Origin of the sequence: Streptomyces sp. NPDC014870, assembly GCF_043081505.1 — a bacterium.
Lineage (GTDB): Bacteria > Actinomycetota > Actinomycetes > Streptomycetales > Streptomycetaceae > Streptomyces.
In genome coordinates, this window is sequence record NZ_JBIBWQ010000009.1 from 330655 (window position 1) to 353515 (window position 22861).

The 22861-nt window shown below is 72.8% G+C and carries 23 protein-coding genes and 1 pseudogene; 11 read left to right on the forward strand and 13 right to left on the reverse strand.

Translation table 11 applies throughout. The features are described from left to right. Positions 1 to 36 precede the first annotated feature (36 nt). Positions 37 to 558, reverse strand: a complete 522-nt coding sequence (locus ACF09C_RS26300) for a YbjN domain-containing protein (protein ID WP_392094842.1) — start codon at positions 556 to 558, stop codon at positions 37 to 39. Continuing rightward, positions 551 to 1894: a D-inositol-3-phosphate glycosyltransferase gene (gene mshA / locus ACF09C_RS26305; protein ID WP_392094844.1), complete on the reverse strand. Its 1344-nt coding sequence runs from the start codon at positions 1892 to 1894 to the stop codon at positions 551 to 553. Before mshA ends, ACF09C_RS26300 begins: the two co-directional genes overlap by 8 nt. A 262-nt stretch (positions 1895 to 2156) precedes the next feature. On the opposite strand from mshA, the gene ACF09C_RS26310 reads away from it, so the two are divergent. The 3 genes from ACF09C_RS26310 (at position 2157) to ACF09C_RS26320 (ending at position 5752) form a co-directional block, all read left to right on the forward strand. Next, entirely contained in the window at positions 2157 to 2966 is an 810-nt protein-coding gene (locus ACF09C_RS26310; protein ID WP_392094846.1) for a class I SAM-dependent methyltransferase, read from the forward strand. 256 nt (positions 2967 to 3222) lie between these two features. After that, complete coding sequence (locus ACF09C_RS26315; protein ID WP_392094847.1) at positions 3223 to 4281, forward strand: C40 family peptidase; 1059 nt, start codon at positions 3223 to 3225, stop codon at positions 4279 to 4281. Positions 4282 to 4495: 214 nt separating this feature from the next. Next, positions 4496 to 5752, forward strand: a complete 1257-nt coding sequence (locus ACF09C_RS26320; protein ID WP_392094848.1) for a PP2C family protein-serine/threonine phosphatase — start codon at positions 4496 to 4498, stop codon at positions 5750 to 5752. A 98-nt stretch (positions 5753 to 5850) separates the two neighbouring features. Here the strand turns inward: ACF09C_RS26320 and ACF09C_RS26325 are convergent, their stop codons facing one another. The 5 genes from ACF09C_RS26325 to ACF09C_RS26345 all read right to left on the reverse strand — a co-directional run bounded on the left by ACF09C_RS26325 (position 5851) and on the right by ACF09C_RS26345 (position 9575). Continuing rightward, complete coding sequence (locus tag ACF09C_RS26325) at positions 5851 to 6192, reverse strand: DUF2516 family protein (RefSeq protein ID WP_392094849.1); 342 nt, start codon at positions 6190 to 6192, stop codon at positions 5851 to 5853. Between the two features lie 86 nt (positions 6193 to 6278). Further along, on the reverse strand, positions 6279 to 6848 hold the full coding sequence (locus ACF09C_RS26330) for a hypothetical protein (RefSeq protein WP_392094851.1): 570 nt from the start codon (positions 6846 to 6848) through the stop codon (positions 6279 to 6281). Between the two features lie 27 nt (positions 6849 to 6875). Further along, the gene (locus ACF09C_RS26335; protein WP_392094853.1) at positions 6876 to 7292 is read right to left on the reverse strand and encodes a helix-turn-helix domain-containing protein; all 417 of its coding nucleotides are present in this window, start codon (positions 7290 to 7292) and stop codon (positions 6876 to 6878) included. 132 nt (positions 7293 to 7424) lie between these two features. Next, on the reverse strand, positions 7425 to 8879 hold the full coding sequence (gene rox / locus ACF09C_RS26340) for a rifampin monooxygenase (protein ID WP_392094854.1): 1455 nt from the start codon (positions 8877 to 8879) through the stop codon (positions 7425 to 7427). A gap of 309 nt (positions 8880 to 9188) precedes the next feature. Beyond that, positions 9189 to 9575 carry a winged helix-turn-helix transcriptional regulator gene (locus ACF09C_RS26345; protein ID WP_392094856.1) on the reverse strand — a complete coding sequence of 129 codons (387 nt, stop codon included), beginning with the start codon at positions 9573 to 9575 and terminating at the stop codon, positions 9189 to 9191. 51 nt (positions 9576 to 9626) lie between these two features. On the opposite strand from ACF09C_RS26345, the gene ACF09C_RS26350 reads away from it, so the two are divergent. After that, complete coding sequence (locus tag ACF09C_RS26350) at positions 9627 to 10538, forward strand: NAD(P)-dependent oxidoreductase (RefSeq protein ID WP_392094858.1); 912 nt, start codon at positions 9627 to 9629, stop codon at positions 10536 to 10538. An 89-nt stretch (positions 10539 to 10627) separates the two neighbouring features. Here ACF09C_RS26350 and ACF09C_RS26355 read toward each other — a convergent pair. Continuing rightward, positions 10628 to 11502, reverse strand: a pseudogene (locus tag ACF09C_RS26355) (alkene reductase); the annotation flags it as partial. 61 nt (positions 11503 to 11563) lie between these two features. Between ACF09C_RS26355 and ACF09C_RS26360 the strand changes: the two are divergent. Both ACF09C_RS26360 and ACF09C_RS26365 read left to right on the forward strand, forming a co-directional pair. Beyond that, positions 11564 to 12049 (forward strand): MarR family winged helix-turn-helix transcriptional regulator, encoded by a 486-nt coding sequence (locus ACF09C_RS26360; RefSeq protein ID WP_392094859.1) that lies wholly within the window; start codon positions 11564 to 11566, stop codon positions 12047 to 12049. A 122-nt stretch (positions 12050 to 12171) separates the two neighbouring features. Continuing rightward, the gene (locus ACF09C_RS26365) at positions 12172 to 13629 is read left to right on the forward strand and encodes an MFS transporter (RefSeq protein ID WP_392094861.1); all 1458 of its coding nucleotides are present in this window, start codon (positions 12172 to 12174) and stop codon (positions 13627 to 13629) included. Here ACF09C_RS26365 and ACF09C_RS26370 read toward each other — a convergent pair. Then, positions 13559 to 14506 carry a DMT family transporter gene (locus ACF09C_RS26370; protein WP_392094863.1) on the reverse strand — a complete coding sequence of 316 codons (948 nt, stop codon included), beginning with the start codon at positions 14504 to 14506 and terminating at the stop codon, positions 13559 to 13561. The genes ACF09C_RS26365 and ACF09C_RS26370 overlap by 71 nt on opposite strands. A gap of 72 nt (positions 14507 to 14578) precedes the next feature. Here ACF09C_RS26370 and ACF09C_RS26375 point away from each other — a divergent pair, with 72 nt between their 5' ends. Next, entirely contained in the window at positions 14579 to 15511 is a 933-nt protein-coding gene (locus tag ACF09C_RS26375) for a LysR family transcriptional regulator (protein WP_392094865.1), read from the forward strand. Here ACF09C_RS26375 and ACF09C_RS26380 read toward each other — a convergent pair. Both ACF09C_RS26380 and ACF09C_RS26385 read right to left on the reverse strand, forming a co-directional pair. After that, positions 15465 to 16079, reverse strand: a complete 615-nt coding sequence (locus tag ACF09C_RS26380; protein WP_392094867.1) for a GNAT family N-acetyltransferase — start codon at positions 16077 to 16079, stop codon at positions 15465 to 15467. The two genes, ACF09C_RS26375 and ACF09C_RS26380, sit on opposite strands and share 47 nt — an antisense overlap. A gap of 80 nt (positions 16080 to 16159) precedes the next feature. Beyond that, a complete protein-coding gene (locus ACF09C_RS26385) occupies positions 16160 to 18214 on the reverse strand; it encodes a HelD family protein (protein ID WP_392094869.1) in 2055 nt (684 codons plus the stop codon). A gap of 159 nt (positions 18215 to 18373) precedes the next feature. On the opposite strand from ACF09C_RS26385, the gene ACF09C_RS26390 reads away from it, so the two are divergent. Together ACF09C_RS26390 and ACF09C_RS26395 are read left to right on the forward strand one after the other, a co-directional pair. Then, a complete protein-coding gene (locus tag ACF09C_RS26390) occupies positions 18374 to 18805 on the forward strand; it encodes a hypothetical protein (protein ID WP_392094871.1) in 432 nt (143 codons plus the stop codon). Between the two features lie 74 nt (positions 18806 to 18879). Beyond that, a complete protein-coding gene (locus ACF09C_RS26395; RefSeq protein ID WP_392094872.1) occupies positions 18880 to 19587 on the forward strand; it encodes an AAA family ATPase in 708 nt (235 codons plus the stop codon). A gap of 40 nt (positions 19588 to 19627) precedes the next feature. On the opposite strand, the gene ACF09C_RS26400 is transcribed toward ACF09C_RS26395, so the two are convergent. Further along, on the reverse strand, positions 19628 to 20236 hold the full coding sequence (locus tag ACF09C_RS26400; protein ID WP_392094873.1) for a TetR family transcriptional regulator: 609 nt from the start codon (positions 20234 to 20236) through the stop codon (positions 19628 to 19630). After that, positions 20233 to 21000, reverse strand: a complete 768-nt coding sequence (locus ACF09C_RS26405) for a TetR/AcrR family transcriptional regulator (protein WP_392094875.1) — start codon at positions 20998 to 21000, stop codon at positions 20233 to 20235. The genes ACF09C_RS26400 and ACF09C_RS26405 overlap by 4 nt, the downstream gene beginning before the upstream one ends. 115 nt (positions 21001 to 21115) lie before the next feature. On the opposite strand from ACF09C_RS26405, the gene ACF09C_RS26410 reads away from it, so the two are divergent. After that, a complete protein-coding gene (locus ACF09C_RS26410) occupies positions 21116 to 22099 on the forward strand; it encodes an ATP-binding cassette domain-containing protein (RefSeq protein WP_392094877.1) in 984 nt (327 codons plus the stop codon). Continuing rightward, positions 22080 to 22835 (forward strand): ABC transporter permease, encoded by a 756-nt coding sequence (locus tag ACF09C_RS26415; RefSeq protein WP_392094879.1) that lies wholly within the window; start codon positions 22080 to 22082, stop codon positions 22833 to 22835. Before ACF09C_RS26410 ends, ACF09C_RS26415 begins: the two co-directional genes overlap by 20 nt. The last annotated feature ends 26 nt before the right edge of the window (positions 22836 to 22861 follow it).

Sequence of the window (22861 nt, forward strand, 5' to 3'; positions counted from 1 at the left end):
AGTGACCGATCGCGCACGTATCGACCGGCAGTCTTCTCAAGAAGGCCGGTTCGCGGGCTTCTGGGTCAGGTGGGTGAACGCGTCGAGATTCCGGGTCGACTCGCCGCGCGAGACCCGCCACTCGTACTCACGCCGGATCGCGCTCGCGAAACCCAGCTCCAGAAGCGTGTTGAAGGAGCCGTCCGCCGCTTCGAGGACCGAGCCCAGCAGCCGGTCCAGCTCCTCCGGGGTGACGGCGGCCAGCGGCAGCTTGCCGGTGAGATAGATGTCGCCGAGGCCGTCGACCGCGTAGCTCACGCCGTACAGCTTGAGGTTGCGCTCCAGGAGCCAGCGGTGGACGGCCGGCTCGTTCTCGTCGGGGTGGCGGATGACGAAGGCGTTCAGCGAGAGGGAGTGCCGGCCCACGCGGAGGGAGAGCGTCGTGAAGAGCTTGCGCGTGCCGGGGAGTTTGACGACGTACGAGCCCGGCTCGGGCGACTCCCACTCCAGTTCGGCGTCCTTGAAGGTGTCCTCGACGACCCGCCGTACGCCCTCAGCCCGCTCAGCTCGCTCAGCCATGCAGCGAGCGTACGCGACGGCGGTGATCGTGCATCGCCGCCGTGTACACGTCCGCCGTGCCCGAGGCGGCCGTGTCCCAGCCGAAGGACTCCGCGTGCCGGGCCGCCGCGGCGCCCATCCGCCCGGTCAGCGCCGGGTCGTCGACGAAGCGGCCGAGCGCGCGGGCGTAGTCGGCCGGGTCGTGGCCCTGGACCAGGAAGCCGGTGACGTCGTCCCGTACGGCCACCGGGAGGCCGCCCACGGCCGCCGCGACGACCGGGGTGCCGGCCGCCTGCGCCTCGATGGCGACCAGGCCGAAGGACTCGCTGTACGAGGGCATGACCAGCACCGACGCAGCGCGGAACCAGTCCGCGAGGCGGTCCTGGCCGACCGGCGGGTGGAAGCGCACGACGTCGGAGATGCCGAGCCGGGCGGCGAGCTTCTGCAGCCCTTCGGGCTTGGCGAGGCCGCTGCCGCTCGGCCCGCCGACGATCGGCACGACCATGCGCGAGCGCAGCGACGGGTCGCGCTCCAGGAGCCTGGCCGCGGCCCGCAGCAGGATGTCGGGGGCCTTCAGCGGCTGGATCCGGCCCGCGAAGACCGGGATGAAGGCGTCGGCGGGCAGCCCGAGGCGGGCCCGGGCGGCGACCCGGCCGTCCGCCGGGCGGAAGTGGTCCAGGTTCACGCCGGGGTGGACGACGGCGACCTTCCCGGGGTCCGCGTCGTAGAAGCGGACCAGTTCGTCGGCCTCCTCGGAGGTGTTGGCGATCAGCCGGTCGGCGGCGTCGACGATCTGCGTCTCACCGATCACCCGGGCCGCGGGCTCGGGCGTGTCGCCCTCGGCGAGCGCCGCGTTCTTGACCTTCGCCATGGTGTGCATGGCGTGCACCAGCGGGACGCCCCAGCGCTCGGCGGCGAGCCAGCCGACGTGGCCGGAGAGCCAGTAGTGGGAGTGGACCAGGTCGTAGTGGCCGGGCCGGTGCCCCGCCCAGGCCTGCATCACGCCGTGCGTGAAGGCGCACAGCTGGGCCGGCAGCTCCTCCTTGGCGAGCCCCTCGTACGGGCCCGCGTCCACATGCCGTACGAGAACGCCCGGCGCGAGTTCGACGACCGGGGCGAGGCCGCCGGTGGTGGCCCGGGTGAAGATCTCGACCTCGATGTTGATCGCGGCGAGCCGCTTGGCCAGCTCCACGATGTACACGTTCATACCGCCGGCGTCGCCGGTGCCCGGTTGGTGGAGGGGCGAGGTGTGGACGCTGAGCATGGCCACCCGGCGGGGGCTCCGGTGGCGTCCGGGGAGCCGGAGCCGGGGCGGCGTCGCCAGGGAGCCGGCGAGCCGGGACACGTACTGGCTCACGTCGACGGTCCTTCCGCTGGGTCGGGGGCTTGCGGGCGTTGCGCGGGTGGTGCATTGCGCTGGTCGGGCACTGCGCGGGTGGTGCATTCGCGCGGGTCGGGATTGCGCGGGTCGGGCGTTGCGGGCACGGCGAAGGTGGCGCGCGCGGCACCTTCCACGGGCGACAACGCCGGAATCGCCCCATCCATTTCCTCTTTGCCAATTCATTGCCGTCCCGGACGGCGTGGCACCACCGTCCGGCACCGGCCCGTACCCTCGTTCCATGGCCCCGCGCACCAACCTCCCCGCCGTGTCCCGACCCGTCGGCACGGCCACCCGCGGGACCACCAACCCGAACCGGCTGCGCCGTATGGACCGCTGGATCGCCGCCACGCACGGCCCCGCCCTGCGCCGCTCCGCCGAGCCGCCCGTCGCCGTCGACCTGGGGTACGGCGCCGCCCCCTGGACCGCCGTGGAGCTCTTGGCCCGGCTGCGGACAGCGGACCCGCGCACCGAGGTCGTCGGCATCGAGATCGAGCCGGCCCGGGTCGCCGCCGCCAAGCCGTACGAGCGCGCGGGCCTCACCTTCCTGCACGGCGGCTTCGAGGTCCCGGTGCCGGGCGAGGTCGCGCTGATCCGGGCCGCGAACGTGCTGCGCCAGTACGACGAGAACGAGGTCGCCGCCGTGTGGGCGCGGCTGTGCGCGCGGCTCGGCCCGGGCGGACTGCTCGTCGAGGGGACCTGCGACGAGATCGGGCGCCGTCATGTGTGGGTGGCCCTCGACCGGTCAGGACCGCGGACGGTCACCTTCGCGACCCGGCTCGGCTCGCTCGACCGGCCCTCCGACCTCGCGGAACGGCTGCCCAAGGCGCTGATCCACCGCAACGTGCCGGGCGAGCCGGTCCACGCGTTCCTGCGCGGCTTCGACCGGGCGTGGGCGGCGGCCGCCCCGTACGCCTCGCTGGGCGCGCGGCAGCGCTGGATCCGGGCCGTACGGACGCTGGCGGCGGACTGGCCCCTGACGGACGGGTACCAGCGGTGGCGGCAGGGCGAGGTGACGGTCCGCTGGGAGGCGCTGGCGCCGCGCGGGTAGCGGGTAGCGGGTAGCGGGGATCCGGCGGGCGCGCCCGCTTGCCGATGCGCCAATTGCCGGTGAATTCCGGCTCGATCGGGAACGCAACTCCCTCCCCACCCGTCCCGTCTGAGGGAGAGTGACCCGACAGGGGCCGGTATCCCCTGTTGCTTTGACGTCACGCATGGCACTATCGCCAAGGTCGCCACCAAGTTACTGACGGTAAATCAGATACCGGCTGCCGGACACGGGTGCGGGCCGCACTGAGGGGGAGCTTGTGAACCGACGCCGCCGCGTCAGCGCCGCGATCACCGTGGTCTGCGCCCTGACGATGCTCGCCTCACCCGCGCTGACGCTCCAGGCCTCGGCCGACCCGCTGCCGCCCGGGGCGCCCGCCGCGCCGAAGAAGACCCTCGAAGAGGTACGCAAGGAGATCGAGGGCCTCTACCGGCAGGCCGCCGCCGCGACCGACGCGTACAACCTCGCGGAGGAGCAGACCAAGGAGCAGTCCGCCGAGATCGTGCGGCTGGCCCAGATGATCGTGGCCGGCAACGAGAAGATCGACGCGCTCAAGGCCCAGGCGGGCGCCGCGGCCCGCGCGCAGTACCGCAACGGCGGTCTGCCGGACGGCGCGCAGTTCGTCCTCACCGACGACCCGCAGCTCTTCCTGGACAACGCGGGACGGTTCAAGGCGGGCCAGAAGGCCACGAAGGACCTGCTCGCGGAAATGACCAGGACCCAGGCCCAGTTGACCGTCTACGCCAAGGACGCGGGCACCAACTGGACCAAGCTGGAGGCCAACCGCGTCAAGCAGGCGACGGCCAAGAAGGACATCAACGACAAGATAGCCGCGGCGAAGAAGCTGGAGTCCCAGCTGGCGGCCGAGGAGCTGGAGCGGCTGCGGCGCCTGGAGGAGCAGGAGCAGTACCGCCAGCAGACCGCCTGGGTGAACACCGGCGTCCTCAAGGGCCTGACCGCCACGGCGACGCCGCAGGGCAAGCGGGCGGTGGAGTTCGCGACGGCGCAGATCGGCAAGCCGTACATCTGGGGAGCCGAGGGCCCTGACTCGTACGACTGCTCGGGGCTCACCCAGCGGGCCTGGGGTTCGGCGGGCCGGAACATTCCGCGCACCTCGCAGGAGCAGTGGCGGCTGCTGCCCAAGGTGGACATCAAGGACATGCGGCCCGGCGACCTGATCGTCTACTACAAGGACGCCAGCCACATCGGCATGTACGTCGGGAACGGCGCGATCGTGCACGCGCCGCGCCCGGGCCGGGACGTCACGCTCGCGGGCGCGGGCTCGATGGAGATCCTGGGCGTGGTCCGCCCGGAGTGACCCCGTTCACTTCCGCACACCACCCCGGCGTGATGTTCGTCATGGCTCCGAGGGCAACAACCTCCCCATGCGCGGCATATGCCAATGGCTCTTCGGTGCTCATACTCTGATCGGCATTCCGCTCCCCCGCGCGCTACCGCTATGGTCCCCGTCTGGCGGGACGTCGTTCGTCGCCCCGCCGCGCCCTCGGGGGGAGGGAAGGAAACCGCGACCGATGCCCGTACCCGTACCGCGCCAGAGAATCGTCTCTGCAGCGGCGCCCGGCGCTCTTGTCACCGCTGCCACAGGCACCGGCGCCGACCTCACCCTGCTGGTCGTCGAGGACGACCCGGCGGGTGCCCTCGCCGTGCCCGAGATGCTCGACGACCGGGACGGGACCCGCGTCCGGATCCGTACCGCCCGCAACCTGACCGAGGCCGAGCGGCTGCTCACCGACGACGTGCACTGCGTCCTGGTGGACCTGGCCCTGCCCGGCCCCCGCGCGGCCGGTGACGACCCGCTCGCGCCGCTGCGCCACATCCTGCGGCTCGCCCCGCGCCACGCCGTCCTCGCCCTCGCGGCCTCGGCCGACGCGGAGCTGGCGGCGGAGGCGGTACGGGTCGGGGCCCAGGACCACCTCTTCCGCGAGGAGCTCGACGGCCGGCTGCTGAGCCGGGCGATCCGGTACGCGGTCGAGCGCAAGCGCGCCGACGCGGTGCAGGTGAAGCTGACCGAGTCGCGGCTGCGGGCCCAGGAGAACGCCCGCCTGGAGCGCGGGCTGCTGCCCACCCCGCTCCTGGAGGGCTCCGACCTGCGCTTCGCCGCCCGCTACCGGCCCGGCCGCTCCCGCGCCCTGCTCGGCGGGGACTTCTACGACACCGTCCGCACCCCCGACGGCACGGTCCACGCGATGATCGGCGACGTCTGCGGGCACGGCCCGGACGAGGCCGCGCTCGGCGTGGAGCTGCGCATCGCCTGGCGGGCGCTGACCTTCGCGGGACTGTGCGGGGACGAGCTGCTCTCGACGCTCCAGCGGGTCCTGGAGCACGAGCGGGAGAGCGAGGAGATCTTCGCGACGCTCTGCACGGTCGACATCGCGCCGGACGGCCGCCGGGCGGGCCTCTGCCTGGCCGGCCACCCCGCGCCGCTGATCGCCCGCAAGGGCCGCCCGGCACGGCTGCTGCCGTACGAGGACGGCGGCCCGGCGCTCGGCCTGCTGCCGCGCGCCCGCTGGCCGCGCCGCCAGGTGGAGCTGGGCGCGGCGTGGAGCCTGCTGATGTACACGGACGGCCTGATCGAGGGCCGCTCGGCGGGCCCGGGCTCGCCTCGGCTCGGGCAGGACGGGATGGTCGAGATGATCAACCGGCAGCTGTCGGAGGGCCTGCGGGGCGAGGACCTGCTCGAAGCGGCCGTCACGGAGGTGCGGTCGCTGAACGGCGGCGAGCTGACGGACGACGTGGCGGTCCTGGCGCTGGAAAGGGCCCGGGGCTGACGCGGCGGTCCTGGCACGGAAGAAGAGGGGCCCGCGCCCCGGCACGGGAAAGGGCCCGGGGCTGTGGCCCCGGGCCCTTCCTCTTGGCTCAGTCGGTCCTACCGGCCGCCGTTGTACGGCCCGTACGGCCCGTCGCTGCTGGACCCGCCGCGGCGCCCGCCGCCTCCGCCGGAGACCTGCTTGAGGGCGGGCCGGACGTCGACCATGAAGACGATCGCGGCGATGACGCCGGCGATCTGCAGGAAGAGCATGTCCAGGACCAGGTTCAGGACCAGGTTGATCCCGAGGATGATCAGCCAGAACTTCTTGGTCTGCTTGTCCGCCGCGCGGTACGCGTCCTCGCGCGCCATGGCGGCGAAGACGAAGGCGACAACGGCGAAGACGAGGAAGAACAGCCCGACCACCAGCGTGATCCCCAGGTCGAATCCTTCGCGCAACATGTCTGAACCGCCTCGTCAGTGGATGGGCCCTTGCACGGTCAAGGTACCCGTTACAACGCTCCGGGCACCCTGTTCGGTGCCCCGGGTCACTTCTCCGTGGCGCCGGCGGTCTTCTTGGCGGCCGGCTTGCGGACGGAGGTCTTCCGCGCGGGGGCCTTCTTAGCGGCGGGCTCCTCGGCCGCGGGGGCGTCCTGGGCCGGAACCTCGGCCTTGGTCTCCGGCTCGGGCTCGACCACGACGGCGATCTCGGTGATCTCCTCGGCCACCTCACCGCGCCACGCCTTCACGGCCTCCTCGCCGTGCGCGGCGACCTCCTCGTACTTCTCGCGCGCCTTGACCGCGTACTCGGCGGCCACGCCGACACCCCGCAGGGCCAGGTCCTGGGCGCTCTCGCCGAGCTTCTTCAGGTCGGTGTCGAGGTTGCCGACGACCTCGGCGAGCTTCGACTGGACGGTGGCCTGGGCCTCCTTGGCCCGGTCGGTCACCTTCTCCTGCACGGCCTTGGGGTCGGTGTTGCGCACGGCGTCGATCCGCGCGGGCGCCTCGGCGGCGATCTGCTCGATCAGGCCGGGAACCTTCTTGGCCTGCTGGACGGCGAGGTCGGCGGTGCCGGCGGCGAAGTAGAGGGGGGTACGCAGTTCTTCGATGATGGCCATGGTGGTGGTCCTCCGGAATGTCACGTACTAGCTCGCGGTCGGTTCGGCATCGAAAGCGGCGTCGTCCCCTGGAGCCGCCTGGTCGGCGACCGCCTGCTCGGCGGCGTTCTCCTTGCGGAAGGAGTCGTAGATCTGGAGCAGCACCTGCTTCTGCCGCTCGTTGATCGAGGGATCGGCCAGGATGACGGCGCGCGTCTCCAGCTCCTCCCGCTCCTTCTCGTCGAGGATCCCGGCCCGCACGTAGAGCGTCTCGGCCGAGATCCGCAGCGCCTTGGCGACCTGCTGCAGCACCTCGGCGCTCGGCTTGCGCAGCCCGCGTTCGATCTGGCTGAGATAGGGATTGGACACCCCGGCGGCCTCCGCGAGCTGCCGCAGCGACAGCTGCGCGGTGCGCCGCTGCTCACGGAGATACTCGCCAAGATTGCCGACGTTGAGCGATGCCATGCTGCGAAGATGCCACCCCGCGCTAACTATTGCAAGCAGGCGCTTGCAATAGTGTCGCAGCCCATACGCACTCCGTTCGCACCCCCCTGCGCATCCCCTGCACACCCCATGCCGCCGACAGCGGATGCGCGCTCAGGCCGCTTCGGGGCCGAACCAGCGGGTCAGGGCCGTTCGGAGGTCCGTCTGGTCGGTGCCTGCCCAGGCGATGTGGCCGTCCGGGCGGAGGAGGACCGCGGGGGCGGTCAGTTCCTCGCTGATGTCGACGACGTGGTCGACGCGGTCCGTCCAGCCCGTCGCCGTGAGGGTGCCGGTCTGGTCGAGCAGGAGGCCTCGGCCGGTGCGGGTGAGTTCGTAGAGGCGGCCGTGCTTCAGCCGCAGGTCGCGCAGGCGGCTGCCGAGCAGTTCGTGGCCCTCGCCGAAGTCGTAGCGGACGCCGAGGGCGGTGATCTTCTCGATCAGGCGCCGGTTGACCTCCTCGATGTCCATCAGCTCCGCGAGCAGCCGGCGCACCGACTGCGGGCCCGGCTCCACGCGCATCAGCTCCATCTGCGCGCGGGTGTTGTCCAGCACGTCGGCGGCGACCGGGTGCCGTTCGGCCTCGTAGCTGTCGAGAAGGCCCTCCGGCGCCCAGCCGTTGATCGCGGCCGCCAGCTTCCAGCCGAGGTTGAACGCGTCCTGGACCCCGAGGTTGAGGCCCTGACCGCCGGTCGGCGGGTGGATGTGCGCCGCGTCGCCCGCGAGGAAGACGCGGCCGACCCGGTACCGCTCGGCCTGCCGGGTCGCGTCGCCGAAGCGGGAGAGCCAGCGCGGCGAGTGCACCCCGAAGTCGGTGCCGGCCACCGCCCGCAGCCGCTCCTTGAACTCCTCGAAGGTCGGCGGGACCGTACGGTCCTCCCGCACCCCCTCGGCCGGCACGATGACGCGGTAGAGGCCCTCCCCCAGAGGCCCGACGCCGAACCGCTTCTGGGTCTGGCGGACCTCGGCCATCACGGCCGCCACCTCGTCCGGGTCGGCGGTCAGCTCCATCTCGCCGAGCAGCGTCTCGATCTGGCTGGGCTCGCCCGGGAACGCGACGCCGATCAACTTGCGTACGGCACTCCGGCCCCCGTCGCAGCCTACGAGGTAACGCGCGCGCACCCGGGTGCCGTCGGCCAGTTCGGCGGTCACCCCGTCCTCGTCCTGGCTCAGCGCCACCAGCAGGGCACCGCGCCGGATGTCCGCGCCCAGTTCGACGGCGCGCTCGGCCAGGAGCCGGTCGACGACGGGCTGCGGAATGCCGAGGACGTACGGGTGGGCGGTGTCCAGGCGCGGCGCGGGCTTGGTGATGCCGGCGAAGAACCCGCCACCGACCGGGTACTGCTTGCCGAGCGGGAGGAACCTTTCCAGCAGCCCGCGCTGGTCCATCACCTCGACACTGCGCGCGTGCAGACCGAGCGCGCGGACCACCTTGGTCGGCTCCGCGTCCCGCTCGAGGACGACCACGCGCACGCCCTGAAGCCGCAGCTCGGCGGCGAGCATCAGTCCGGTCGGTCCACCACCGACCACGATCACGTCATGAACGTCGTGGGCATGGGTAACGTCGGGCATGGGTCCCCCAGAGAACATCGACAAAGCGGGCAATTCGGAAGCTTCCGGCTCAGGTCGACGATTCTGCACCACACCCGGGGCCTTGCCGCAAGGCCCCCGGTGCGCTATATCTTGAGAGTGGCAAGGGGTTCGTACCCCTTGCCTTTTGTCGTTTCCGGGGTCCTGAGCTGGAGCCTGAGCGTGCGCAGACCCTCCCTCCACTCCCCATGTAGCCACTTTTTTGTGGGTACTTGGCGGCGATCCGCGCGGCGGCCAAGCTGGAGGAGCCGGCGAGAGGGACGAGAGGGAGGAGGCAGCGGTGCGCATACCTCAGGAGGCGGCGGCCGAGCGGATCTCGGCGGACCGGGAGGACTCCCCGAGCTGTTCCTCCAGCATCTCCAACCGGCGGTGTCCCCACTCGGAGAGGGGCGCGAGGGCCGTCGCCAGCTGCGCTCCGAATTCCGTCAGCGAGTACTCGGTCTTCAGCGGCAGCGTGTCGTACACCCGCCGGTCCACCAGCCCGTCGGTCTCCATCTCACGGAGCGCCTGAGTCAGCACCTTCTCGCTGAGGCCGGGCAGGAGGCGGCGCAGCTCGCCCGGGCGGCGCGGGCCCGACTCCAGCTGCCAGAGCAGTGTCGTCTTCCACTTGCCGTCGATGACCGCGATCGCCGCGGTCACCCCGCAGACCTCCGTGTCCTGGGCCCGACCGCGCGTCACCCTCGCCCCCCTTTGTTCACTGATCATCACTGTACGTACGGGAGTTGAACCATGCCCTCATCCACCGAACAGTCCACCGTCACCGTACTCGGCCTCGGGCCGATGGGCCGGGCCCTCGCGGGCGCGTTCCTCGACGCCGGAGTGCGCACCACCGTCTGGAACCGGACGCCGGGCCGGGACGGGGAGTTGGTCGCGCGGGGCGCGATCGGCGCCGGCTCGGCGGAGGAGGCGGTCGCGGCGAGCGCGCTGACCGTCGTCTGCGTCGTGAACTACGACGCGGTGGACGCCGTGCTGCGCCGCGAGGCGGTCACCGGCGCGCTCAAGGGGCGGACGGTCGTCAACCTGACCGCCGACACCCCGGACCGGGCCCGCTCCACCGCCGCATGGGCGGCCGAGCACGGCATCGGATACCTGGACGGCGCGATCATGACCCCGACCACCACCATCGGCACCCCTGACGCGGTGTTCCTCCACAGCGGTCCGGTGGAGCTGTACGACGAGCACCGTCCCGTACTGGACGCCCTCGGTGGCACCCACACCCATCTCGGCGAGGAGCCCGGCCGGGCGGCCGCGTACGACATCGCGCTGCTCGACATCTTCTGGACCGCCATGGCGGGGTACGCCCACGCCCTCGCGGTCGCCAAGGCGGAGGGGATCACCGCGCGGGAGCTGGCGCCGTTCGCGCGGGGCATCGGCGCGATCCTGCCGCCGATCTTCGAAAGCGGCGGCGCGGACGTGGACGACGAGATCTATTCGGGCGCCGACAACCCGCTCACCTCCTCGGCCTCGTCCATGACCCACATCGTCCACGCCTCCGAGGCGCACGGCATCGACGCGGGTGTGATGCGCGCGGCCGAGGGTCTCGCCCGGCGCGCCATCGCGGAGGGCCACGGCGGCGACGGGTTCCTCCGGATCACCGAACTCCTGGGCCGGGGCGGGGGCGGAGGCCGGGGCCGGGGCTGAGGCCGGGGCGGGGGCTCGGGACTCGGGACTCGGGCCGGGGTCCGCGGCTACGGGGCGGTAGGCGCCGCCGCTCGGCGCGCAGTCCGCGGCTACCGTCCGGCGAGCGTGAGCGCGGGGTAGTCCGTGTAGCCGGTCTCGCCACCCGCGTACATCAGGTACCGGTCCCGTACGGGATTCAGCGCGGCGCCCGTACGGAGCCTGGCGACCAGGTCCGGGTTGGCGAGGAACGGCCGCCCGAGGGCGATCAGGTCGGCACCGGCCGCGAGCAGCGCCTCGGCCTCCGCGCGGCCGCCCTCGGCGACCGCCTCGCGGGAGAGGACCGGGTTGGCGAGGAGCGTGCCGGGCCAGTCGGCGCGGATCCTCCGGAAGAGCGGGCTGTCGGGGTCGGCGTGCACGATGTGCAGGTAGGCGAGGCCGAGTTCCGCCAACTCTCCGACGAGCGCCGGGTAGAGCGCGTCGGTGTCGCCCTCCTCGATGCCGTTGACGGTCAGCCCGGGGGAGATCCGCACCCCGACCCGCTCCGGGCGATCGCCGCGACGACCGCCCGGACCACCTCCAGGGTGAACCGGATCCGTCCGGTCACCGCACCGCCGTACGCGTCCGTACGGTGATTGGTGCCCTTCGCCAGGAACTGGTGCAGGAGGTATCCGTTGGCCGAGTGGACCTCGACGCCCGCGAAACCGGCCGCGACGGCGTTGCGGGCGGCGGCGGCGAAGTCGGCGACGGTGGAGCGGATCTCGTCGAGGGTCATCTCACGTGGCACGACCGGGTCCTGGAAGCCGCTCGGGGTGTGGATGGGGTCGGGGAGCGGGACCGGCGAGGGAGCGATCGGGGTGAGCCCGCTGTTGTCCGGGTGCCCGATCCGGCCGCCGTGCTGGAGTTGCAGGAACATCCGCCCGCCCGCGCCCGCGACCGCCTCGGTCACCCGGCGCCAGCCCGCCACGTGCTCGGGCCCGTGGATCGCACGCCATCCCGTCCGCTTCCTGATAATCCACGACGGATCGACTTCACCTACCCTGGCTGACATGACAGCCATGGCACCCGCCCGCACGGAACCGGACCTCTCCTTCCTCCTGGACCACACCAGCCACGTCCTCCGGACGCGGATGAGCGCCGCGCTCGGGGAGATCGGGCTCACCCCCCGCATGCACTGCGTCCTCGTCCACGCCCTGGAACAGGAGCGCACCCAGGCGCAGCTGGCCGAGATCGGGGACATGGACAAGACCACGATGGTGGTCACCGTCGACGCGCTGGAGGCGGCCGGGCTGGCCGAGCGGCGGCCGTCGAGCACCGACCGACGGGCCCGGATCATCGCGGTCACCGAGGAGGGGGCGAAGGTCGCGACGAAGAGCCAGAAGATCGTCGACGGGGTGCACGAGAGCGCCCTCGCCTCGCTGCCCGACAAGGAGCGCGAGGTGCTGCTGAGCGCACTGAACCGCCTGGTCACGGGCCATCTGGAGACCCCGGTGGAGAGCGCGCGACCGGCCCGGCGGGCCCGCCAGAAGGGCTGATCACGGACCACCCCGACCCCTGGCTCCCCACCCGCCGGCGTCCTCGATCCGTAAAGGATAGTCTGCAACGGAACTATCTGCTACGGTCTTTTCTGTTGCCTCTTTCGCACAGGAGAGACCCCATGAACACCGCTGCCCCCACCACCCGCCCCGGCTCCCGCGCCCGCTCCCTCGCCCTCGGTGTCCTCGCCACCGGGATGCTGATGACCGTCCTCGACGGGAGCATCGTCACCGTCGCCATGCCCGCGATCCAGAGCGACCTCGGCTTCACCCCGGCGGGCCTCAGCTGGGTGGTGAACGCCTACCTCATCGCCTTCGGCGCGCTGCTCCTGCTCTCCGGACGCGTCGGCGACCTCATCGGCAGGAGACGGATGTTCCTCGCGGGTACGGGGGTGTTCACCGCGGCCTCCCTGCTCGCCGGTGTCGCCGCCTCCCCCGCGGTCCTGATCGCCGCCCGCTTCCTCCAGGGCGTCGGCAGCGCGATGGCGTCCGCCGTGAGCCTCGGCATCCTCGTCACGCTCTTCACCGAACCCCGCGAACGCGCCCGCGCCATCGCCGTGTTCAGCTTCACCGGGGCCGCCGGCGCCTCCATCGGCCAGGTCCTCGGCGGGATCCTGACCGACGCGCTCGCCTGGAACTGGATCTTCTTCATCAACCTCCCCATCGGCGCGGCGACGCTCCTCGTCGCCCTCCGCGCCCTGCCGCGCGACAGCCGGGGACGCGGCGGCGTCGACCTGCTCGGCGCGCCTCTCATCACGGCCGGCCTGATGACCGGCATCTACGCGGTCGTCACGATCGAGGAGTACGGCGCCGGTTCCGCCCACACCCTCGGCCTCGGCGCCCTCTCGCTCGCCCTCCTCGCCGGCTTCGTCCTGCGCCAGGCCCGGGCGGCCGACCCGCTCATGCCGCTGCGGATCCTCCGCTCGCGCCGCGTCTCGGGCGCCAACCTCGTCCAGATGCTGATGGTCGCCGCGCTCTTCTCCTTCCAGGTGCTCGTCGCCCTCCACCTGCAGAAGGTCCTCGGATACGGCGCCGCCGAGACCGGTCTCGCGATGCTGCCGGCCGCCGCGATCATCGGCGCGGTGTCCCTGGGCGTCTCGGCCCGCCTGAACGCGCGCTTCGGCGAACGTGCCGTGCTGCTGACCGGGCTCGGGCTGCTCGTGGTCATGCTCGGCCTGCTCACCCGGGTGCCGGTGAACGCCTCGTACGTCACCGATCTGCTGCCCGTGATGCTGCTGGCCGCGGGGTTCGGCCTGGCGCTGCCCGCCCTCACCTCGCTGGGCATGTCCGGCGCGAAGGAGGAGGACGCCGGCCTCGCGTCGGGGCTCTTCAACACCACCCAGCAGATCGGCATGGCCCTCGGCATCGCGGTCCTCTCCACGCTGGCCGCCGCCCGCACCGAGACCCTCACCGCGACGGGCCGACCCGCCGCCGAGGCCCTGACCGGCGGCTACCACCTGGCCTTCGGCGTCGGCGCCGGTCTCCTCGTCGCCGCCTTCGCCGTCGCCCTCACCGTCCTGCGGCAGCCGAAGGGCGTCCGGCAGGCGTCCGAGGGCCGGGTCGCGGCCCCCGTCGTGTAAGGGCCACCCCCGCGAGCACGACCGCCATCCCCGCCACCACCCGTACCGTCAACGGCTCGTCGAGCACGAGGGCCCCGAGCGCCACCGACACCACCGGCAGCAGATAGCCGACCGTCGCGGCGCTCGTCGGGCCCTCCTCGGCGATCATCCGGTAGTTGAGGTGGAAGGTCAGCCCGGTCGCGAAGACCCCGAGGACGACGACCGCCCCGACCCCCGCCCACGAGACCTCCACCGCGCCCCCGGCCAGGGGCGCCGGCACGCTCAGGGCCGTCGCCACGAGCAGCTGCGCCGCCGACAGCGCCATCGGTGCGGTGCCCCCGCAGGCCAGCTTGCGGGCCATGTACGCGAAGGCCACCGCGTAACTGGCGGAGGCGCCGAGCAGCGCGAGCGCTCCCCCGCTCAGCAGCCCCGAGTCCCCGCTCCATGGGGCGAAGATCAGCAGGATGCCCGCGAAGCCGAGGACCAGACCGGCGAGCCGGGCGGCGGACATCGGCCGCTCCGTGCCGAGCGCCACGCCGATGAGCAGAGACCAGAGCGGGGTGGTGGCGTTCAGGACGCCCGCCACACCGCTGTCGACGGTCTGCTGCCCGATGCCGAAGAGCAGGAACGGCAGGGCGTTGCAGAAGAAGGCCGCGACGGCCAACCGCCCCCAGGTGCGCCGGTCCCGCGGCAGCCGCTGCCCGGCCGCGTACGCGAGCGCGAGCAGTACGCCCGCCCCGAGCAGGCACCGGACGAAGGTGATCCACCCCGGGGTGAGGCCGTGGGCGAGAGCCAGCTCGATCCAGAGGAAGGCCGAGCCCCAGAGCAGGGCCAGCACACCCATACGTACGCCCATACGTACGCCCATCCGTTCGCCCGTACGCGTCGCCGATGTCATGGGCTCCACGGTCCCCGCCATGACTCGACAGGACAAGCGAAGAATCGTGTATCCAACGTTAAGCTGTGCTACATGCTCGATGTGAGACGCATGCAGGTGCTCCGGGCCGTCGTCACCAGCGGCTCCGTCACCGCCGCCGCCGCGAACCTCGGCTACACCCCCTCCGCCGTGAGCCAGCAGATCGGCGCCCTGGAGAAGGAGGCCGGCATCGCGCTGCTCGAACGCCACGGCCGGGGCGTCCGGCCCACCGCCGCCGGGGTGCTGCTCACCGAGCACGCGGACCTGATCGGCCGCCAGGTCGCCGAGGCCGAGACCGCCCTCGCCGATCTGCGGGCCGGGCGCACCGGCCAGGTGGCGGTGCGGTACTTCCCCACGGCGGGCGCCGAACTCGTCGCCCCCGCCCTCGCCCGGTTCCGCCGCGAACACCCGGGCGTACGGGTCGACCTGAGGATCGCCGAAGGCGCCAGGACCGACCCGGAGGCGGACGTCACCCTGGTCGTACGGCCCCGGGGCGCGGGCACCGAGGACGGGCTCCGCCTGGTCCATCTCGCCGACGACCCGTACCGCGCCGTGCTCCCCAAGGGTCACCGGTTCGCCGACCGCCGCGTGATCGACCTGGCCGACCTCGCCGACGAGCCGTGGGTGGGCAGCGAACGCCCGGGACCCTGCCTCGACGCCGTCCTGGAGGCGTGCGCGGCGGCCGGGTTCACTCCGGACATCGCGGTGGAGTGCGAGGAGTACGCGACCGCCCAGGGCTTCGTCGCGGCCGGGCTCGGGATCAGCCTGGTGCCGCTGATGGGCCTGGGCAGTCGCCATCCGCATGTGGTGGTCCGCCGGCTCCGGGGCCCGGAGCCGGTCCGCTCGATCCACGCGGCGGTACGGGAGTCCTCGCGCGCCCTGCCCGCCGTACGGGGCCTCCTGACGGCGCTTCAGAAGGCCTGGGGAGGAGGAGCGGGCGCTACGAAGCGTCCTGGCTCGGCTCGCGCCACATCGCCCACAGCGTAGGACCGCCCCCGGGAAGCCGCAGCTCCTGGCGCACGGTGAAGCCGAAGTGCCGGTAGAAGGACAGGTTGTCGGGCTTGGAGGACTCCAGGTAGGCGGGCATCCCCGCCGCGTCGGCCTTGGCCAGGCCCGAGCGGAGCAGGGCGGCTCCGTGCCCCTGGCCCTGGGCGGCCGGGTCGGCGCCGATCAGCGCGAGGTACCAGTGCGGCTCCTGGGGCGTGTGCTTCCCGGCCTCCTCGACGGCGGCGCCGAAGACCGGCGCCCGGTCGCCCAGGATGCCGGTGAGTTCCTGGATGGTCTCCGCGTCAGGGACGGCCTTGGCCGCCGCCTCCGGCGGCACCCAGAAGGAGGCCGCCGCGCCGGTGCGCTCGCACACCGCGTGACGGACGTACTGCCGGGTGAAGAGCGTGGTGAAGTAGCGGCCGAGCGAGGCCTCGCGGGAGGCGTCGTCGGGGAAGAACCAGCGCATCATCGGGTCGTCGTCGAAGGCGCGGGTGAGGGTGCGACCGATCAGCGGTGCGTCGTCGATCGTTGCCGTTCGTGGGGTGTTCGTTATCGACATACGGGTCATTCTGCACCTTGATGATCTTGCGGTTCGCGCGGGGTCCCATCGACCCAAAAGCACCGCCCACGGCTGTGCCTGAAGTGCCGTCAGGACGCCAGGCAGTCCGGCAGCGGCTCGCCGTGGACGACGTCGAGGCGCGAGACGGCCCGGGTCAGGACGACGTACAGCCGGTGCAGGCCGCGCGGTTCGGCCGCCACGATCGCGGCGGGCTCGGCGACGACGACATGGTCGTACTCCAGGCCCTTGGCCATCCGCGCGGGCAGCACGGCCAGCCGCTCTCCTGCGCCGCCCCCGGCACCCTCGTCCGCGCCCTCTGCGCCGACGAACCCGCCCGCTTCCAGCGCCGCCCTCAGCGGTCCGACGTGCTCGTCCACCGCGATCACCCCCACCGAACCCTCCCGCGCCAGCGCCCCCTCGACCGCCTCCACGACCCCGGTCACCACGTCCGCGACCCGGCGGAGCCGCACCTCCCCGTCCCGGCGCAGCGAGACCCCCGCCGGCACGTCCGGGCCCAGGCCCAGTTCCGGCAGCAGCCGGTTGGCGAGGTCGACGATCGCCGCCGGGACCCGGTAGCCGGTGGTCAGCGGCACGATCTCCGCGTCCGGCTTTCCCAGGTGGGCCAGGTGCTCGCGCCAGTCCCGCGCCGCCCACGGGGTGGTGCCCTGCGCCAGGTCGCCGAGCACGGTCAGGGCGCCGAAGTCCGCGCGGCGGGAGATGGCCCGGCACTGCATGGGCGACAGGTCCTGGGCCTCGTCCACGACGACATGGCCGTAGGACTCGGGGCGTTCGATCAGCCCGGCCACCTCGTCGAGCAGCACGAGGTCGGCCGCGCTCCAGCGGGCCGAGCGGAAGGAGCGGGGCGGCTTCGCCCACCGGACCGCCGCGCTCTCCCCGGCCGTGAGCAGCGGGTCGCGCGGGTCGGTCAGGACGCCGGCGAGCACCTCCTCGGGGGTCGTGCGCGGCCAGCACGCGTCCACGAACGCCGAGACCGGGCGGGCCCGTTCGACCCGGCGCGCCCAGGCGCCGCCCAGGGGTCCTGCCCGCCGTTCGGCGCGGATCTGGAGCTCGCGGACGACCCTGGCCCGGACGCGTTCGCGGCCGGTGGCGTAGGGCGGCGCCTCCTCCCGTACGGCCGCGACGATCCCGGCGAGCACCTCGGTCGGGAGCCGTAGCCGCAGCGGGCCGTCGGCGAGGGCCAGCTCCCCGTCGGGCAGGGCCACGCGCGCGTACAGCGCCCGCCGCAGCACCTCCGCCATCCGCACGTCGTGCTTGACCCGGGCCGCCGCCTCGCCGTCGACGGCCCGCACCTCGTGCCGGGCGATCTCCTCGTCGAGGGTCGACTGCCGGATCCCGGTCTCGCCGAGGGCGGGCAGGACCTCGGAGATGTACGACAGGAAGGTGCGGTTGGGGCCGAGGACGAGGAGTCCGGAGCGGCGGACGCGCTGCGGGTGGGTGTAGAGGAGGTACGCGGCCCGGTGCAGACCGACGGCGGTCTTGCCGGTGCCGGGGGCGCCCTGCACGCACACCGACGTGCCGGGCCCGGACCGTACGAGGTCGTCCTGCTCGGGCTGGATGGTGGCGGCGATGTCCCGCATGGGGCCCACGCGCGGACGCTCGATCTCCCCGGCGACGATCGCGCTGACGACGTCCTCCCCGGACGCCAGGCGCTCGTCCTCCAGACCGGTCAGGTCGGCCGTGTCCCCCGCGCTGTACGGAGCCCAGCCGAAGCGCCGCCGCCGCACGACGCCCTGCGGGTCGTGCGCGCCCGCCTGGTAGTAGGCGCGGGAGACGGGGGCACGCCAGTCGACGACGAGGGGCGGGTCGGCCGGGCGCTCGGCGATCCGGCGGCGCCCGATGTGGTGGCACTGGCCGTCCTCGCGGTCCAGGCGCCCGAAGAACAGCGGCCCGGGCGGCTGCTCGCCGAACTCCTTGGCCCGGCTGCGCAGGTGGCGTCCGAGCACTTCGGCGTCGGCTCCGGAGGCGGCGACGTCCTCACCGATGACGACCTGCTCGGCGACGTCCTCGGCCATCCGGGCGAGGGCGGCGCGGCAGGCGTCGTGGTGGGCGCGCTCGCGGCGGAGTTCGCGGGCGAGGTGGGGGGCGGGGTCCGGGCCGGGGGCGGGGTCGAGTGACGTCGTCATGGGTCCAGGGTAGACGAGTGACGTTACTGAGTAACTTTTTTTACCGAGTAGCGCCATGGCGTCATGGCGCCAAATGGCCTCCAACCACCCCACACGCTCATCGATCGGACCGATGATGCACACCAGTTCCCGCATTCCCGACACCCTGCAAGGAGCCCCATGCGACCCCGCCGCTCCCGGACCACACCCACCCTGCTCCTCACGGCACTCCTCGCCATGGCGGCCCTCGCCGCCGCGCCCCCGGCGCTCGCCTCGCCCTCGTCGCCGATCGCCGCCGAAGCCGCGACCGTGCGGGCCGATCCGCAGTGCCAGGCCGCGATCGACCTGGCCATCGACCGCAATCGCCAGGCCATCACCCTGGTCGACGCGTCGGACCCCATCGGGGCCGCACGGGCCAACGAACAGACCATGCACGACATCACCCGAGCGGCGGGCGTCTGCCCCGGCCACATCCAGCACCTGCTCGAGCGGGCTCACGGGCTGGCCGGCCAGGCGTACGAAGCCAACTCCCAGGGCGGAGCGACCGGCGTCCAACGCATCCAGCACGACATCGAGAGCACCCTCCGCGACGCTCTCAACCAGGCGGGCTGAAGCGCGCAGCCGGGGTGGGACCGCGCCGGTATTGGGCGGGTATGGACGGGATGGCCCGTGAGAGACTCCCCGACATGATTATCGAACGTGCATACGCCCATGCGGACGCGCGCAACGACGACGAGTGGCCGTGGTCCGTCCCGTGCGTGCGCGATCTCATGGCCCACGGAGTGCGCTTCACCGCTCCGGTGACGTTCCTCGTCGGGGAGAACGGCTCGGGCAAGTCGACCCTGGTCGAGGCGCTCGCCGAGGGGTTCGGCCTGGACTCCTGGGGCGGCTCGCACGACTGGCGCTATGCCAGCCACCGCCCCAAGTCGCTGCTGGGCGAGCGGATCCGCTTCGACGCGGCGCCACGCGGCCGGGCCATGCTGGGCAGCTGGACCGCCCGGAAGGGGTTCTTCCTGCGCGCGGAGACCGCCCTGGACGCGCTGGACCGCGAAGGGTTCGCCCCGGATTCGGTCAGCCACGGCGAGGGCTTCCTCGCCGCGTTCCGGGGCAAGTTCCTCAAGGCGGGGCTCTACGTCATGGACGAGCCGGAGGCGGCCCTGTCGTTCACGTCCTGCCTGGAGCTGCTGGGCCACATCGACCAGCTGGTAAAGCACGGCGGCCAGGTCATCTGCGCCACCCACTCGCCCCTGCTCACCGCACTGCCCGGCGCGGACATCATCGAGGTCGGCGAGCACGGGCTGCGCCGGACCACCTGGGGCGAGCTCGCGCTGGTCGACCACTGGCGCCGCTACCTCGCCGACCCCCGGTCCTACCTCCGGCACGTCCTCGACTGACGCCCGCCCCGAAGAACCGCGGCCGGCCACGCGCCGCCGACTACGCGTACGCCAACCCCTGCCGCAGCCCCGCGAACGCCCGCTCCACCGCCGCCACGGCCTCCTCGTACAGGGCGTCCGCGCTCTCCCCCGCGCCGATCCGGCGCACGTTCTCCTCGGCGAGGATCCGCAGCACGGCGACGATCTGACCGGCCGCGACCCGCGCGTCCACGGCGTCGCCTCCGAGCGCCTCCGCCAGTACGGCCTCCGAGCGCCCCTGGTACGCGTACATCCGGGCGACCAGCGCGGGGGTGCCGTACAGCAGCCGCTGGTAGGCGAGGACCGCCGGGTGGTCGCAGAGTCCGGTGACCGGGTCGCGCCGCGCCAGGCCGTCGAGGACGTGCGCCCGCAGCGCGTCGAGCGGCGAGACGCCCGCCGGACGCCCCGAGACCACCCGGGCGGCCTCGTCCTCGTGGTCGGCGAAGCGGTGGAGGGCCAGGTCCTCCTTGGCGGGGAAGTACCGGAAGAGCGTCGGCTTGGAGACGTCCGCCGCCTCCGCGATCTCCGCCACGGAGACGGCGTCGAAGCCCCGCGCGAGGAACAGGGCGACGGCGGCGTCCGACAGCGCCTGCCGGGTCCGCTCCTTCTTGCGTTCGCGCAGCCCGCTCACCGGGAGCCCTTCCCGTCCACGAGGAGCGCGACCCCGTCGAGGATCCGCGCGAGGCCGAAGCGGAACATGTCGTCGGGGTCGTCCTCGTTCTCGATCACGCCGGATTCCAGCATCCGCGCGACCGCCGGGAAGCGCTCGGGGTCGGCGAGGCGCCGGAGGGTGTGGCCGTACCGGGTGAGCGCCTCCACCGTGCGCTCCGGGTCCGCCCCGACGATGGACCCCAGGTCGGCCATCATCAGCACCTCGTTGCGGACGAAGCCGGCGACCAGCATGACCACGGAGAGCTTGGTCCCCTCGTCGAGGTCCGTCCCCTCAAGGGCGACCATGACCTGCTCCCACCAGGCGACCGTGTTCGGCGTCGCGGGCGGCCCGGAGAGCGGCATGCGGAGCATCCACACATTGCCGCGGTAGATCTCGCGCAGCGCCCACGCCCAGTGCTCGACCCCCTCGCGCCAGCCCGTCCCGGCGGGCAGCGGGGCCGGCGGCGGGCCGCTGGCGGCGTCCTGCATGAGGACGTACAGCTCGCTCTTGGCGCCGACGTAGCGGTAGAGGGACATGGGCGAGACGCCGAGTTCCTTGGCGATCCGCCCCATGGAGAGCGCGTCGAGCCCTTCCGCGGAGGCGACGGCCACGGCCGTCGTCACGATCCTGTCCAGGGTGAGGCCGGGCTTGGGGCCCTTGGAGGGGCGCTCCCGGAGCCCCCAGGCGGCCTCGACGCTCGCGGGCAGGAAGCTGCCGCAGCCCTCGCTCTTCTCGTCCGCCACCACAGCCGTCCGCCCTTCCTCGCTTGACGACCATCCTAGTAATGCGTAACCCTTACACAGTAACGCGTATAGCATACGCAGTACGCGCCGTGCGAGCCCTCAGAGGAGCACAGCCATGTCTCCGGCCATCGAAGCCACCGGCCTGCGCAAGGCCTACGGCACCGTCCCCGTCCTCCGATCCCTCGACCTCCGGGTCGACGAGGGCACGATCTTCGCCCTGCTCGGCCCCAACGGAGCCGGCAAGACCACCACCGTCCGCATCCTGACCACCCTCACCGAGCCGGACGCCGGCCACGCGCGCGTGGCCGGGTACGACATCGCCACCGAGCGGTCCCGGGTGCGCCGCGCCATCAGCCTCACCGGCCAGTTCGCCGCCGTCGACGAGATGCAGACCGGCGCCGAGAACCTGCGCATGATGGCCCGGCTCTCCGGGCTCTCCCGCCGGGCCGCCGAGCGGCGCGCCACCGAACTCCTGGAGCGCTTCCGCCTCACCGACGCCGGCCGCCGCCTGGCCAAGACGTACTCGGGCGGCATGCGCCGCCGCCTCGACCTCGCCGCGGGCCTCGTCCGCGACCCCGGCGAGACCTCGGTGATCTTCCTGGACGAGCCGACCACCGGCCTCGACCCGCGCAGCCGCAAGGAGCTCTGGGAGATCGTCCGCGCCCTCTCCGACAGCGGTACGACCGTCTTCCTCACCACCCAGTACCTGGAGGAGGCCGACCGACTGGCCGACCGCATCGCCGTCATGGACTCCGGGCGGGTCGTCGCCGAGGGCACCGCGCAGGCCCTGAAGGCCCGCTTCGCCGACCACCGCCTCGACCTCGTACTGCGCGACCGGGACGCCTACCTGAGGCTCGCCGACCGGGCCGTCCACCACGAACCCGAGGCCCTCACCCTCGGCCTCGCCACCGACGGCAGCGCCGCGCACGTCCGCGCGCTCCTCGACGGCCTCGACCCCGACCGCGCCGACGTCGTCCGCTTCACGGTGCGCGACGCGACCCTCGACGACGTCTTCCTCGCCCTCACGGAAAAGACCGCCGCCCAGCCCACCGCCCCGTCCGGCCCCAAGGAGCCCACCCATGTCGACGCCCGTGTCTGACGCCCTGACGATGACCGGCCGCGGGCTCCGCCTCGGCCGCCGGAACATCGACGCCGTCATCACCTCGATGATGCTGCCGATCATCCTGATGCTGGTCTTCGTCTACTTCTTCGGCGGAGCCATCGACACCGGCACCCGCTACGTGACCTACGTCGTCCCCGGCGTCCTCATCCTCTGCTCCGGCTTCGGCTCCGCCGGCACCGGCGTCGCCGTCAGCGAGGACATGAAGGGCGGGATCATCGACCGGTTCCGCTCGCTCGACATCGGCGGCACGCCGATCCTCGCCGGCCATGTCGGCGCCAGCGTCGCCCGCAACCTCGTCGCCACCGCGCTCGTCTTCGGCGTGGCCTTCGCGATCGGCTTCCGGCCCACCGCGACCCCGCTCGGCTGGCTCGCCGCGCTCGGGCTGCTCATCGCCTTCATCACCGCGATCTCCTGGTTCGCGGCGGCGGCCGGGCTGCTCGCCCGCACCCCGGAGGCGGCGGGCGCGATCACCTTCTTCATGATGTTCCTGCCCTACCCGAGCAGCGCGTTCGTCCCCATCGAGACCATGCCGAGCTGGCTCCACGGCTTCGCCGAACACCAGCCCGTCACACCGCTCATCGAGTCGATGCGCGGACTGCTGCTCGACCAGCCGGTGGGCAACACCCCCTGGATCGCGCTCGCGTGGTGCACCGGGATCCTGCTCGTGGCGGTCGCCGCGTCCGGAGCGCTGTTCCGACGCCGGACGCGGTGAACCGGGCGGCCGTACGAAGCGAACCG

Bases quoted from the DNA above. Each gene is read 5' to 3' on its own strand.
- ACF09C_RS26300 (WP_392094842.1), bottom strand. From the start codon at position 558: ATGGCTGAGCGAGCTGAGCGGGCTGAGGGCGTACGGCGGGTCGTCGAG.
- ACF09C_RS26310 (WP_392094846.1), top strand. From the start codon at position 2,157: ATGGCCCCGCGCACCAACCTCCCCGCCGTGTCCCGACCCGTCGGCACG.
- ACF09C_RS26320 (WP_392094848.1), top strand. From the start codon at position 4,496: ATGCCCGTACCCGTACCGCGCCAGAGAATCGTCTCTGCAGCGGCGCCC.
- ACF09C_RS26325 (WP_392094849.1), bottom strand. From the start codon at position 6,192: ATGTTGCGCGAAGGATTCGACCTGGGGATCACGCTGGTGGTCGGGCTG.
- ACF09C_RS26330 (WP_392094851.1), bottom strand. From the start codon at position 6,848: ATGGCCATCATCGAAGAACTGCGTACCCCCCTCTACTTCGCCGCCGGC.
- ACF09C_RS26335 (WP_392094853.1), bottom strand. From the start codon at position 7,292: ATGGCATCGCTCAACGTCGGCAATCTTGGCGAGTATCTCCGTGAGCAG.
- rox (WP_392094854.1), bottom strand. From the start codon at position 8,879: ATGCCCGACGTTACCCATGCCCACGACGTTCATGACGTGATCGTGGTC.
- ACF09C_RS26350 (WP_392094858.1), top strand. From the start codon at position 9,627: ATGCCCTCATCCACCGAACAGTCCACCGTCACCGTACTCGGCCTCGGG.
- ACF09C_RS26360 (WP_392094859.1), top strand. From the start codon at position 11,564: ATGACAGCCATGGCACCCGCCCGCACGGAACCGGACCTCTCCTTCCTC.
- ACF09C_RS26365 (WP_392094861.1), top strand. From the start codon at position 12,172: ATGAACACCGCTGCCCCCACCACCCGCCCCGGCTCCCGCGCCCGCTCC.
- ACF09C_RS26370 (WP_392094863.1), bottom strand. From the start codon at position 14,506: ATGACATCGGCGACGCGTACGGGCGAACGGATGGGCGTACGTATGGGC.
- ACF09C_RS26375 (WP_392094865.1), top strand. From the start codon at position 14,579: ATGCTCGATGTGAGACGCATGCAGGTGCTCCGGGCCGTCGTCACCAGC.
- ACF09C_RS26380 (WP_392094867.1), bottom strand. From the start codon at position 16,079: ATGACCCGTATGTCGATAACGAACACCCCACGAACGGCAACGATCGAC.
- ACF09C_RS26385 (WP_392094869.1), bottom strand. From the start codon at position 18,214: ATGACGACGTCACTCGACCCCGCCCCCGGCCCGGACCCCGCCCCCCAC.
- ACF09C_RS26390 (WP_392094871.1), top strand. From the start codon at position 18,374: ATGCGACCCCGCCGCTCCCGGACCACACCCACCCTGCTCCTCACGGCA.
- ACF09C_RS26395 (WP_392094872.1), top strand. From the start codon at position 18,880: ATGATTATCGAACGTGCATACGCCCATGCGGACGCGCGCAACGACGAC.
- ACF09C_RS26410 (WP_392094877.1), top strand. From the start codon at position 21,116: ATGTCTCCGGCCATCGAAGCCACCGGCCTGCGCAAGGCCTACGGCACC.
- ACF09C_RS26415 (WP_392094879.1), top strand. From the start codon at position 22,080: ATGTCGACGCCCGTGTCTGACGCCCTGACGATGACCGGCCGCGGGCTC.